Origin of the sequence: Natranaeroarchaeum sulfidigenes, assembly GCF_017094485.1 — an archaeon.
GTDB lineage: Archaea > Halobacteriota > Halobacteria > Halobacteriales > Natronoarchaeaceae > Natranaeroarchaeum > Natranaeroarchaeum sulfidigenes.
Genome location: NZ_CP064786.1, coordinates 2,596,655 through 2,609,238, shown reverse-complemented (window position 1 = coordinate 2,609,238; position 12,584 = coordinate 2,596,655). Strand labels below are relative to the sequence as shown.

The window sequence follows — 12,584 nt, the reverse complement described above, 5'->3', positions numbered from 1 at the left end:
GTGGATCAGACGCCGCGATGCTGGAGCTGTTCGTCCTCGGGCAAGTCGGCGTTGGCGTCGCCGCGCATGCCCGAGCCGATGTCCTTGCTGATCTCCGCGAGGGCGTCCGGATCGTCCCAGTTGTTGACGGCCTCGACGATAGCCGCACCCATCTCCTCGGGATCTTCCGCCCCGAAGATGCCCGACCCGACGAAGATGCCGTCACAGCCGTGATGCATCATCAGCGCGGCGTCTGCTGGCGTCGCGATGCCCCCTGCCGCGAAGTTGACGACCGGCAGTCGGCCCTGCTCTGCGGTCTCGTGGACCAGGTCAAGCGGTGCCTCGTTCGCGCGAGCCCACTCCTCGCGTTCCTCGTGGTTCATGCCCGTGAGCGTTCGGATCGCGCTCTTGATGTTGCGCTGGTGGTGGACCGCCTGATTCACGTCGCCGGTTCCCGCCTCACCCTTGGTGCGGATCATCGCAGCGCCCTCGTTGATTCGACGGAGGGCCTCGCCGAGGTTCCGGGCCCCACAGACGAAGGGGGAGGTAAACTCGCGTTTGTCGATGTGGAAGCGGTCGTCGGCGGGCGTGAGGACCTCGGACTCGTCGATCATGTCGACGCCGAGCGATTCGAGGATCTGTGCTTCGGCCGTGTGACCGATCCGGGACTTGCCCATCACGGGGATCGACACCTCGTCGATGATCGCTTCGACCTCGACCGGATCGGGCATCCGGGCCACGCCGCCTCGCTTGCGGATGTCGGCCGGAACGGCTTCGAGCGCCATCACTGCCACCGCACCGACGTCCTCCGCGATCCGCGCTTGCTCCCGGTTGACGACATCCATGATGACGCCGCCTTTCTGCATGCGAGCGAACCCGCGTTTCACGAGTTCGGTTCCGCGTTTGAGCTCCTCTAGATCGGTCTCCTCTGGCATGAATTCGGCTTAGGACTCAGCACACTTAACCCCCTCCTTTGGGGTACTCTCGACAGCCAAAAACGGCAGGATCGGGGGCGCGTCTCGGCCGATCGAGGAGCCGCCAGCCCCGGCTCGATCGGGCCGCGATGCCGTCAGAGCTTTTGGGCCACGACTTGCACTCGTACCCATGAGCTGGAGCGTCGATTTCGACGACGACGACGCCGTCTCACTGGTTCACGACGAGGAGTTCCTGCTATACGCGCGACGGGGACAGGAACGGGACGGCCACGCCGAGTGGACGGTCGAGATCACCGACACGAGTACCGGCGAAGAGATCGAGCGCGAGACCTACGAGATCTCGAACCGACAGCATCTCCAGTCAGTGCTGGACAGGTACACCGAGGTGTATCCGCCGTAGTCGAGCCAGTGCAGAGAGTGAGACAGTGTTATCCGTAATCGTATACTGCATCGACCTATGGTTGCAGAGAGCACGCTACTCGATTCGTTTCCGGACAGCCCGGTATCGACAACAACGCTCCACGATCTCGAAGATCACGACGAAATCCGGAACGCAATCCCGATGATGACGCAGTTTCAGGAGCAACAGGAGGTTGCCGATCGGGTCATCGTCCAGACTGACTCGGCAGCAGTCGTTGGCGCGTACAAATCGGACGGCTGGGTCCTCGAACACCGGATCGACGCCGAGGGTCGTGATCCGGAATCGGTCCTCGAAGAAGCCATGCTCCAGGCCCAGAGTGAACAGGGGATATCATTCGGAGCGGTGCCGGAAGATTCGCAGACAGAGTCAGATCCCGATTCACCCGACGATATGTGAACACTCCTGTATTCGGCCCCGGACACGGTATCGAATCCGACGACAGGACGGTTACCTACGACACGCTCGTGATCGAGAGGTTGTGGACCTCAGAGTCGGGGTAGGACTTAATCCCAGACGGTGTCTAATACCAATAGAATCATATGGAAGAAATCGACCGGGTGTTGAGCAAGTACGCAACCAGTCAGGAGCTCATGGACCAGATTCGGTACGTCGCCGAGTCGTTGAGTATCGGCTTCGACAGGTGGGACGAACAGTATGTGAGTGGGCCCAGTCTGTATTTTTTGCTCGTTGCCGAAACCGATTTCGAGGCGTATACCGACTCGCTGGGGGAGAATGAGTGGCCAGTTGATCGATGCCAGGTCGTCCTGAACTCTCGAGAGGCGTTTCGACGGGTCGCCGAGGATGTCGCATTCAGTCGAGATGGAGCAATCATCGTGACGGGAGATGGGACAATCCAAAAACAGATGGTTCGGGTTCGGAGTCCCAGTCCAACAGAAGTCCAGGACGTCGAAGAACTGAGCTATCCGGACTGGATGGGAACAAAGCACATGAGTGCACTGGAAACATCGCTTCGCGAGAACGTCCTCTGGGCGATCACACTCAGTGAAGAAGACGGTCGCGTCACCACGTATCTAAATGGTACGTATCAGGATTACCCCCGCGACGAGATTGGCGGTCGATGGCGACCCGATACACAACAATCATAGCGGAGTCAACAGGACGTCTCTGCGTGCCGGAACCGCTATCGTTTTTAACCAATCGCGTGTCGTACACGACGATGCCAGAGCTTCCGGACCGCGATCCGCTGCCACGCTGGCTTGCGCCGGTCCCGCGCGCCGTCGAGGACCTCGGGCTACGACTGGTCTGGGTCGTCGTCGCGATCAACCTCGTCGGGACCGCCTTCGGGTTCTGGTTTTACGCCTTCGAGACGGGCCAGTTGCTCGACACGCCACTGGTCATGTGGCCGTGGGTTCCCGACAGTCCACTGGCGACCCTCTTTGCGGCGGCCGCCTTCGCCAGCTGGGCGCGTGGGAACCCTCGTGAGTGGCTCACCGCGCTGGCCTTTTTCGGGAACATCATTCTCGGACTGTGGACGCCCTACACCATTCTGGTCTTCTGGGACGTCTATCTCGCCGGGCCATCGCCCGCGCTCTATGCCTTCATGTTTTTCAGCCATCTGGCAATGGTCGTCCAGGCGCTGGTGCTCCACCGGATCAGCGAGTTCCCGCCGTGGGCCGTCGGCGTCGCCGTCCTCTGGTACGGCTTCGATTTCATCGTCGACTTCCTCGTCCCCATCGTCGGCGACCCACACCACACCGTCCTGCCGGTGCCGCGTGATACAGACGTCGGACTCGGCGCGACTGCGCTCGACGTCACAGCCGCGGGGACGTTCGCGTTTACCCTGCTGGCGGCGTATCTGGCGCTGACGATCCGGTCGAAGAAACTGGAGGCGAGGCTCGACTAACGTTTCAGGATCGCAAAGGCAAGCGGTGCGGACGCCACAAAGGAGATGACCGCCAACAGACCGAACAGGAAGAAGACGACCGTGTTCATCACGACAATGACGCCCAGTGCGATCGCCTTCTGCTTGATTGACATCATACATTCGGGAAATAATCGGAAATATATAAATCCGGGCACTTCGACGGACAGAACGCGAATTAGTGCCAGTGCTACCATCGACGACACAGGATCGTTCCAGCACGATTAAGTCAGTACTGGGATAGATCGTAGCCATGGCCGCAGACACCCTCCCCGAGCTGGACGACCGCACAGTGCAGGCAATCACTGCCGCCGGGATCGTTCTGGTCTCGGTCGGAACTGTCCTCGACATCGACGGAATCGGGACCATCGTCCTCGCATTCGGTCTCGCACTCTCACTCGCCGGAATCGTGTATCTCGCAACGCCAGGAGAGCGAACCAGACGCTACGGACTTGCAGTTGCTGCACTAGTAGCCGGACAGATCGCTCTTCTCGGCGGCACTGTCGGTCTCGTCGGGCTCGGTGGACTGCTGATCGTCGCAGCCGTGGTGGCGTGGCTGAGCCTACAGGACGACTAGGTATCGACCACGACGACGAGGTCGTCGGCCTCGACCATCTCGCCCTCGCCCGCGTAGGTCCGTTCTTCACGCACCTCGAACAGGTCGGCGTCGAGTTCCTCGCCAGCGAGTTTCAGCGTTCCGTTGTCGAGTTCGTACTCTCCGCTTTCGAGCGCGGCGTCGAACTCGCCGACCTTGCCGCCGAACTTCGGCCCGACCTGCGAATAATCGAGGCTGATCTCATCGATCTCGGTCGTCACGTCCGGTGCCTCCTCGAAGGCGTCCAGTTCGCCGACGTGCATGACCTCGCTGATCGCGCTCTCGAAGCCGTCGATCGAGCCGTACACCTCGACGCGGTCGAGTTCGGCGTTCAGCGGAAGCTGGTGTTCGCTCTTGTACCGCCGCAGCGCGCCGATCACCGCGGTCGCCGTCTCGCCCGCCGCGAGGTCGGCCTCGTGGTCGGTCGTCGTCGGCCAGTCGGCGGTGTGGATGCTTTCGCCCTCGGCGTACACCGACTGCCAGATCTCCTCGGTGATGTGCGGGAGGAGTGGCGCGAACAGTGTGAGGAACCGTCGATGGGCCGTCCGCAGGGCGTAGGCTGTTGACGGGTCGTCGGTTTCATTGAGTCGCTGTTTCGCGATTTCGAGGTAGTCGTCACAGAACGTGTTCCAGAAGAAGCCCCGAAGCTGGTTGCGAGCCTTCGAGAACTCGTAGTTTTCGAGCTTCTCTGTGACGTCCTCGATAACGGCGTTCTGTTTCGCCAGCAGCCACTCGTCGATGGCTGCGAGTTCCTCGGGCTCTTCGGGCTCGGTCTCGTCGACGAGGTGGCCGACGAGCTTCGAGGCGTTCCAGAGCTTCCGGAGTAGCTTCTCTCCGGTCACGAGGTCCTGCTCTTTGAACGGGAAGTCGTCGCCGATCGACGTCCCGGCGGCCCAGTACCGGGCAGCGTCGACCGGGAACCGATCAAGAACTTCCTCGGGCCGAACAACGTTGCCCTTCGATTTGGACATCGCCTCGCGGTTCTCATCGAGAACCATCCCGTTGATCATCGTCGCGTCGAAGGGCACCTCGCCGGTGTGCTCGTAACACTTGACGATGGTGTGGAACAGCCAGAAGGAGATGATGTCGTGGCCCTGGGGGCGCAGGTCGAAGGGATAGAGCTGTGGCCGGTCCATGGTAAATTCCTCGGCCTCAGCGTCCCAGTCCCAGCCAGCGTTGATCAGCGGCGTCAACGAGGAGGTCGCCCATGTGTCGAAGACGTCTTCTTCGGGTCGCAGATTCTCGCTGCCACAGTCGTGGCAGGCGTCGACCGGCGGATCGTCGGAAAGCGGGTCGGTCGGGAGATCCTCGCGGTCGGCGACGATCGTCTCGCCGCAGTCCTCGCAGTACCAGACCGGGATCGGAATGCCCGAGTCGCGCTGGCGGGAGATACACCAGTCCCATTCGAGTCCCTCGATCCAGTGTTTGTACCGGGTGAACATCTTCTCGGGGTACCAGTCCATCTCCCGGCCCGCCTGCAGGTACTCGTCTTTCTTGTCGAGCATCTTGACGTACCACTGCTCGGTGACGAGGAACTCGACGTCGGTCTCACAGCGCTCGTGGACGTTGACGTCGTGGGTGATCGCGCGGCGGTCCTGCAGGTAGCCCTCCTCGTCCAGTTCTTCGACGATCTCTTCGCGGGCCTCGTGGGTCGATAGTCCCTCGTACTGGCCCGCAAGATCGGTCATCGTCCCCGACTCGTCGATGGCCACTCGTAGGGGGAGGTCGTGGGCCTGGTACCACTCGATGTCGGTCTGGTCGCCGAAGGTACAGGACATGACGACGCCGGTCCCTTTCTCCATATCGACGCGCTCGTCCGCGATGATCGGCACCTCGTGATCGAAGATCGGGACGCGGGCGGTGTCGCCGACGAGGTGTTCGTTGTCCTCGTCGTCGGGATGGACGAACATCGCGACACAGGCGGGCAGCAGTTCGGGACGAGTCGTCGCGATGACGATATCCTCGCCAGTTTCGGTGTGGGTGAACGCGATGTCGTTGTAGTGTGAATCCCGTTCGGCACCCTCCATCTCGACCTGCGAGATCGCGGTCTCGCAGTCGGGACACCAGATCGCCGGCGCTTTCTGGCGGTACTCGCGGCCCTGCTCGTACAGGTCGATAAAGGACAGCTGGGAGATGCGCTGGACGCGCGGCTCGATCGTCTTGTAGGTGTTCTCCCAGTCGACCGAGACGGCGAGCGACTGGACGTCCCTGGTGAACGCGTCCTCGTACTGCTGACAGACTTCGCGGCACTTCTCCTGGAAGACGTGACGCTCGAACTCCTGATGACGGATGTCGAGTTCGCGCTCGGTCAGGCGCTCGGAGGCGATACCGTTGTCGTCGTAACCGAAGGGGAAAAACGTCGTCTCCTCGTGCATCCGACGAAAGCGCGCGACGAAGTCCTGCAGGGTGAACTGGTAGAGATGGCCCATGTGCAGGTTCCCCGAGACCGTCGGCGGCGGCGTGTCGATCGAGAACAGGGTGTTCGGGTCGGTAACCGACTCGTCGTACTGGTTGACGCCCTGCTCGATCCAGTAGTCCTGCCAGGACGGCTCGATCTCGCTCGGGTCGTAGCTACCGTCGAGGCCGTCGCTAGCTCCGGAGATGTCGCTTTCCCCGTCGCTCGCGTCGTCCGTGCTCATGCTCTCACCGCCCGGATCGGGCGACGTCGATACTGCGTCGTTCGCTCGTTGTCGTTGTCGTACATACTGGTCGTTGTTCGCTGAATACTGGTCGGGCACAATACATCCGTCGAAACGGGGTGGGAGAGATGGGGCTAGAAGGCCCCTACGAAAACGTCGTCGTGACCGGCGGATGGACCGAGTCGATGCATATCCGCAGTAGTACAGGGACGCTGTTATTTATTTCGGATCTACGGGTGTCGACCTCGCTGTATATGCGTATATCAAAAGGTATAGGCTCCGATGGGGCGATGTATCGGACGATCACAGTGTCTTCGGACAGCAGTAAACATCCCGAAACCCACTCCCCACGTCACAACCGCACGACACGGCGGCCGAACCGATGAACGGCCGCATCGTCGACCGGTACGCCGACGCGCTCGTCGACAACAGCAAACTGATTATCCTGCTCTTGCTCGCAGCGACGGCGCTCGTGGCTGCAGGAGCGGTGGTCGATGACACGGAAGCCGGGCAGATCGGCCAGTTCGAGACCGACGGGGACGAGCAGCAGGCGCTCGACGAGATCGATGCCACCTACGGCACCGACGAGGGGGTGGTTACACAGGTCGTTGTCCGTGACGAGGACGGTGACGTGCTCACCCGTGAGTCGCTGCTCGATGGACTCGAACTCCAGCAGGACATCCGAGATGACGAGTCGATCAACGCCACACTACAGGACGAGGACGCTATTACCGGCGTCGAGAACGTCGTCGGGACGGCTGCGTACTTCCAGCGGCAGGCCGAACAGGGCGAGCAACCATCGGGTCCACCGACGCTCGACGAGCAGGTGGCGGCGCTCGACGCCCTCGAAGAGAACGAGGTCGACGAGCTGCTCGCGGAGGTGCTAGATCCGGACGCCGACACGCCCGGTCCGGACGCCACGACGTTCCTCCCGACGAGCTACGAGCCGGGCGAGACGACTGCAGACGCCCGTCTCACGTTCGTGTTCCACGCCGACGCCGACAGCGTCGAGGGCGGCGAGGATGCCGTCGGGGCGGCCCAGCTCGGCATTGCGGAGCTGGTCGACGATCGCTTCGCAGACGGCTTCGCCTTCGGTCAGGGCATCACCGACGACGCCTCGACCCGCGCGGTCGGCGATAGCTTCGCCATCATCACGCCGGTCGCACTCGTCCTCGTGCTGGGCGTGCTCGGCTTCGCCTATCGGGACCTCGTCGACGTGTTGCTCGGCGTCTTCGGGATCGCCTGCGTGATGGCGTGGCTCGCCGGTATTCAGGGCTGGCTCTCGATCCCCTCCAGTCAGCTGTTGATCGCCGTGCCCTTCCTCGTGATCGGGCTGAGCATCGACTACTCGTTGCACGTCGTGATGCGCTATCGCGAGGCCCGCGAGGGACAGCTGCGGGACGACGGTCCGGATGCGGCGATCCCCCGCGAGCCGACCAGGGCGATGCAACTCGGGGTCGCAAGCGTCGTACTCGCGCTGGCGGCCGCAACCTTCTCGACCGGCATCGGCTTCCTCTCGAACTACGTCAGTCCGCTCGAAGCGATCCAGGATTTCGCCCTGCTCAGCGCGGGCGGGATCCTCGCGACGCTGATCGTGTTCGGCGCGCTCGTCCCGGCGACGAAACTCGAAGTCGAACGGCTCCTGGCACGGCGAGGTAGAGGCCGACGCAATCCCGCCATTGGCGTGGACGCAGGGCCACTAAACCGTGTCCTCTCCGGGGTCGTGGCGCTCGTGCAGCGACAGCCCGTCGCAGTGCTCGTGGTTGCACTCCTGCTCGCCTCGGCAGGAGCCTACGGCGCGACCGGGATCGACACCGAGTTCAACGAGGCCGACTTTCTGCCCGAAGATCCGCCTGACTGGATCAAATCCCTTCCCGGGCCGCTCGCTCCGGGCGACTACGATGTCCGCGAGAACGCTGCCTACCTCGGCGACAACTTCCGCCAGCAAGGGGACGGAACGGAAACACAGATACTCGTCAGGGGGGCTGTGACGGATCCCGACGCGCTGGCGGCGATAGACGAGGCCAGCGCGCCGCCAGCGGAGGGGAGCACGATCGTCACACAGCCGAACGGCGACGCGGCGGTCGAAAGCCCGGCAACCGTGCTGCGCGAGGTCGCCGCCGAGGAAGACGACCTTGCCGAGGCAATCGACGAACGCGACGAAACCGCCAACGGATTACCCGACGAGGAGGTCGCGGCGGTGTATGATACGCTCTACGATGTCGCACCGGATCGCGCGTCCGAGGTGCTCTACCGGACCGACGACGGCTACGAGAGCGCGCGCCTGCTCGTCGGTGTGCAGGGCGACGCCTCGGCCCAGTCGGTCGCGGAAGACACGCGTGGGCTGGCAGCCGGGATCGAAGCGAGCGGGTCGGTCAGCGCCATCGCAACCGGTGGACCGGTGATCACCGCGGTCCTGCAGGACGCCCTGCTGGAGACGCTGGTGCAGGCGTTTGCCGTAACGCTGGTCGTCATCATGACGTTCCTTTCCGTGCTGTACTGGACTCGCCAGGGCGCGCCGGACCTTGCAGTCGTGACGATCACGCCGGTACTGGTCGCGCTCGCATGGCTGCTGGGGACGATGGCTGCGCTCGACATCCCGTTCAACAGCGAGACTGCGGTCATCACGAGCCTCGCAATCGGGCTTGGCGTCGACTACAGCATCCACCTGAGCGAACGGATACAGGACGAGTTGCTCGACAGCGAGGGCCAGTCACTGGACGAGGCGCTCGCACGGGCAGTCGCCGGAACGGGCGGCGCGCTGGTCGGGAGTGCGGCGACGACCGCGGCGGGCTTTGGCGTTCTCGCACTGGCGCTCGCCCCACCCCTCCGTCGGTTCGGGTTGGTGACCGGGCTAAGCATCGTCTACGCCTTTATCGCCTGTGTGATCCTGTTACCCGTCCTGTTCGTGCTCCGTGAGCGTATCAGGGACTGGCGGGCAGATGGTCAGATCGGTCGCTGACCATCCGAAACGACAACCGATTTGTCGGTTGCGGTACGTACACTCGACCGATGGACTGGAGCGCAGTCGGCGCGTGGGTGGACGACCACGAGGAACTGGTGCGGTCGGTGGTCGCCGTCACCTATATCATCGCCATCCTGCTGATCGGCGCGACGCTGGTCGGTAATCCGACCAGCAACTACCCGATCATCTCCGATATCGCCGGGCTCCTGCTGGTCTTTCACGCTTATCGCACCGGGAACATGGCAGCGCTTGGGTCGACGATTCTGATCGTGGTCGCCGTCGGCGTCTGGTATCTCGTCGCCGCTCCGGCATTGCCCATCGTCGACGTCGGGGCGCTCGTGCCTGCAGGCCTGCCGTCCGAGGCCGTCCCGCCCGTAACCCTCGCAACTATGCTGGCGCTCGGCTACATGCTTACTCTCACAGAGGTGCTACCGGATCTGGGTCAGCGTGTTACCGAGCGCGTGTGATACTCGCCGAGGATCAGTGGCCCTTCTCACGGTCGTCCGAGTGGGCCCGCACCCACAGTTCGCCGATCCGCGAGAGTCGGGTCCGGTGGGACTTCCCGTGGGATTCCTGTTCGATGTACCCTTTCCCGCCGGGTCCAAGCAGATCCACGTTGTAGATGACTTTCGAGCGGAAGCTATCGGTGTATTCCTCGTTGAGCTCGCGCGCGAGCGCCTCGGCCAGCTCGGAGACGCTCTCGAACTCGCCGTGCTCGCCCAGCGTGAAGAGAATCAGCTCCTCAAACGGCTTGACGTTCGAGAAGGAGGCGACGGGCAGTTCGACGATGTGACTTCCGTCGATCTCCTTCGCACCGATAGTCGTCCCGCGCTCGTCGAACTCCGAGAGGAGGTGGGTGGCGCTGTCGAGTCGCTCGTCAATGTGCTCGTCCGGTACACCCTCCTCGTCTAGCAAACTTTCCAGTAGCTCGCGCTGCTTGCGGAGCTCCTTGGCGAGTTCGGTCTCCAGATACTTTTCGGGGGCCGTGTAGTAGGTGTGGATCTTGTCCCTGTCTTCCTGTCGCTCGACCATGATCGAGTGGGCCGCGGTCGCAAAGGCAAAGGAGATGGTCCGGGGCATCGCGCTGATGTTGACCCAGATCTCGTTGCCGCGATCGAGTTCGGCGTTGATCAGGTCGAAGGCCTGTTCGAAGGCGACGTCGTAGTCGTAGACGTCCTCGATAACGAACCGATCGGTTTCCGCGCCGAGCAGGTTCTGAAAGTCCTTGTCGAGCTTCTGTGAGAGGTTCTGTGCGTACTCGACGTTCTCCTCGCTTCCGACGGCCCCTTCAAGCAGGATCACCCGATCGACGTCCTGCTGATCGCGAACCAGCGGCGCGATCAACCGGTCGTAATCGAAGCCGACCGGAACGATGTGCGTTTGCATAGCCGATAATTGGCCGGGGCGCTTAAGAATCTCCCCAACTCCACCGGAGTTCGCCCACAGCGAGGAGTCAGGCTGTCTCAGCCGGCACATCGCCGTCCAAGACACAAAACATATGCCAGCGGATAGGAAACGAACTGGAAACGAGAGATGTCGCCCTCCACATCACTTCGACTGACGACCAAGCCGATCACCCATGGCTGATCTCGGTGCGGTCCGGAGCCGAGCGGCCCGGACAGGACGTGTTCTCTATGGCGGCCTCAAGCGCCGCGGCTCGATCGACACCCGGACGCTCGCTGTCTTCCGGATGTTCGTCGCGGTGCTCATCGTCGCCGACGTGCTCTCGCGCTCGCGAAACTTCCACTTCTATTATACTGATGACGGTGCCGTGACGGCGTCGATGGCGAGCGACGGAGTAAACGTCTTCGCGTACACGAGCGATCCGACGATCATCGCCGCGCTCTTCGTGATCCACGCGCTGGTTGCCTTGCAACTGCTTGTCGGCTACAAGACGCGCGTGGCGATGATCATCTCCTTCGTCTTCGTGATCTCGCTGGATCAGCACAATCCGTACGTGACGAGCTACGCCGACGTACTCTTCCGACTGCTGCTCTTCTGGGCGCTGTTTCTGCCACTTGGCGAGCGCTGGTCGATCGACGCCGTCCACCGAAATCGAGAGCCACGGACGTCGGTGTTCAGTCTCGCCACGCTCGGTGCGCTCTTCCAGATGATCGCGATGTACGTGATCAACGGCTACCACAAGTCGGGCGAGGAGCTGTGGACTGGCGGGGAGGCCACGCCGCTGATCATGGGACTCGACGATACGACCTTTCTGCTTGGCGAGACGATGCGACAGTTCCCCGAGCTGCTGCAGCTGGGTGGGCTGACCTGGTACTACATGCTGCTGTACGGCTGGCTTCTCTTCTTCCTGACTGGCCGTCTCCGGCTCGTCTTCGCGGGAATGTTCGTCATCGCCCACGCGAGTTTCGCCGTTACCGTCCGAATCGGCGCGTTCCCGTACGTCGCGATGGCAGGTCTTCTGTTGTTCGCACAGGGGCAGTTCTGGCGTGATCTGGACCGGCTGGCACGGCTGGTCGGCCTTCCAGTCGATCGGCTTCACGCTGCCGTGAGACGGCTTGGCGCAGTGGCACGTGTATTCCCCCGTCGTATCCCAACCGCAGGCGGCGAATTGTGGACCCGGCGAGCGGTGTACACCGGGTTCTACGGGATCGCCGCCTTCCTCGTCGTCGCGCTTGCGCTGCTGGCGGTCGGTACTGGCGCAGGCGTCGTCCCGGCGGACGAGGGGCCAAAAGAGCAGGTCGAGGACGTGGCCTACGACACGATGATCTACCAGCCCGAATGGAGTATCTTCGCGCCGGTCCCCCGGACGACCGACCGGTATCACGTCTTCCCCGCGCAGACTACTTCCGGCGAGCGAATCGACGTGTACAACGACCGCGAACTCTCCTTCGAGCGGCCGGGTAAGGAGCTACAACAGCAGTATGGCACCTACCGCGAGCGGTTCTATATGAACAGCGTTCGGCGCGCCGGTGACACCGGTCCCGCATCGCTCGCGCTCGCGGAGCACCTCTGTGAAACGTGGGAGGGCGAGGACGGCGAGGATCTCACTCACGTCAACATGTACTACGTCAGCGAAAATGTCACACTGGAGACGATCGACAGCCCGGAGGATCGGGATCGGTCGACACACACGATCTATCGCCATGGCTGTGGGGATCGTGAACCGACAGTCATCCAGGACGTTACGGTGGGCTAGCTAGAAAC

At 62.6% G+C, this 12,584-nt stretch carries 12 protein-coding genes; 8 read left to right on the top strand and 4 right to left on the bottom strand.

The genetic code is table 11. From position 1 onward, the window contains the following. Nucleotides 1-5 precede the first annotated feature (5 nt). Nucleotides 6-914: a pyridoxal 5'-phosphate synthase lyase subunit PdxS gene (gene pdxS / locus AArcS_RS13590; protein ID WP_238477962.1), complete on the bottom strand. Its 909-nt coding sequence runs from the start codon at nucleotides 912-914 to the stop codon at nucleotides 6-8. Nucleotides 915-1,083: 169 nt separating this feature from the next. On the opposite strand from pdxS, the gene AArcS_RS13585 reads away from it, so the two are divergent. The 4 genes from AArcS_RS13585 (at nucleotide 1,084) to AArcS_RS13570 (ending at nucleotide 3,199) form a co-directional block, all read left to right on the top strand. Next, the gene (locus AArcS_RS13585; RefSeq protein ID WP_238477961.1) at nucleotides 1,084-1,314 is read left to right on the top strand and encodes a hypothetical protein; all 231 of its coding nucleotides are present in this window, start codon (nucleotides 1,084-1,086) and stop codon (nucleotides 1,312-1,314) included. A gap of 57 nt (nucleotides 1,315-1,371) precedes the next feature. Further along, complete coding sequence (locus tag AArcS_RS13580) at nucleotides 1,372-1,731, top strand: DUF7964 domain-containing protein (RefSeq protein ID WP_238477960.1); 360 nt, start codon at nucleotides 1,372-1,374, stop codon at nucleotides 1,729-1,731. Nucleotides 1,732-1,874: 143 nt separating this feature from the next. Then, complete coding sequence (locus tag AArcS_RS13575; protein WP_238477959.1) at nucleotides 1,875-2,441, top strand: diadenylate cyclase; 567 nt, start codon at nucleotides 1,875-1,877, stop codon at nucleotides 2,439-2,441. 71 nt (nucleotides 2,442-2,512) lie between these two features. Further along, nucleotides 2,513-3,199 (top strand): DUF1405 domain-containing protein, encoded by a 687-nt coding sequence (locus tag AArcS_RS13570; protein WP_238477958.1) that lies wholly within the window; start codon nucleotides 2,513-2,515, stop codon nucleotides 3,197-3,199. On the opposite strand, the gene AArcS_RS13565 is transcribed toward AArcS_RS13570, so the two are convergent. Then, entirely contained in the window at nucleotides 3,196-3,336 is a 141-nt protein-coding gene (locus AArcS_RS13565; protein ID WP_238477957.1) for a hypothetical protein, read from the bottom strand. The two genes, AArcS_RS13570 and AArcS_RS13565, sit on opposite strands and share 4 nt — an antisense overlap. Before the next feature lie 134 nt (nucleotides 3,337-3,470). Here AArcS_RS13565 and AArcS_RS13560 point away from each other — a divergent pair, with 134 nt between their 5' ends. Beyond that, the gene (locus AArcS_RS13560; RefSeq protein WP_238477956.1) at nucleotides 3,471-3,794 is read left to right on the top strand and encodes a hypothetical protein; all 324 of its coding nucleotides are present in this window, start codon (nucleotides 3,471-3,473) and stop codon (nucleotides 3,792-3,794) included. Here the strand turns inward: AArcS_RS13560 and AArcS_RS13555 are convergent. After that, on the bottom strand, nucleotides 3,791-6,451 hold the full coding sequence (locus AArcS_RS13555) for a valine--tRNA ligase (RefSeq protein ID WP_238477955.1): 2,661 nt from the start codon (nucleotides 6,449-6,451) through the stop codon (nucleotides 3,791-3,793). The two genes, AArcS_RS13560 and AArcS_RS13555, sit on opposite strands and share 4 nt — an antisense overlap. Before the next feature lie 382 nt (nucleotides 6,452-6,833). Here AArcS_RS13555 and AArcS_RS13550 point away from each other — a divergent pair, with 382 nt between their 5' ends. Together AArcS_RS13550 and AArcS_RS13545 are read left to right on the top strand one after the other, a co-directional pair. Beyond that, nucleotides 6,834-9,413, top strand: a complete 2,580-nt coding sequence (locus tag AArcS_RS13550) for an efflux RND transporter permease subunit (RefSeq protein ID WP_238477954.1) — start codon at nucleotides 6,834-6,836, stop codon at nucleotides 9,411-9,413. A 50-nt stretch (nucleotides 9,414-9,463) separates the two neighbouring features. After that, the gene (locus AArcS_RS13545) at nucleotides 9,464-9,883 is read left to right on the top strand and encodes a hypothetical protein (protein ID WP_238477953.1); all 420 of its coding nucleotides are present in this window, start codon (nucleotides 9,464-9,466) and stop codon (nucleotides 9,881-9,883) included. A gap of 13 nt (nucleotides 9,884-9,896) precedes the next feature. Here AArcS_RS13545 and AArcS_RS13540 read toward each other — a convergent pair whose 3' ends face one another. Continuing rightward, nucleotides 9,897-10,802 (bottom strand): HFX_2341 family transcriptional regulator, encoded by a 906-nt coding sequence (locus AArcS_RS13540; protein ID WP_238477952.1) that lies wholly within the window; start codon nucleotides 10,800-10,802, stop codon nucleotides 9,897-9,899. A gap of 193 nt (nucleotides 10,803-10,995) precedes the next feature. On the opposite strand from AArcS_RS13540, the gene AArcS_RS13535 reads away from it, so the two are divergent. Next, complete coding sequence (locus tag AArcS_RS13535; RefSeq protein ID WP_238477951.1) at nucleotides 10,996-12,576, top strand: HTTM domain-containing protein; 1,581 nt, start codon at nucleotides 10,996-10,998, stop codon at nucleotides 12,574-12,576. The last annotated feature ends 8 nt before the right edge of the window (nucleotides 12,577-12,584 follow it).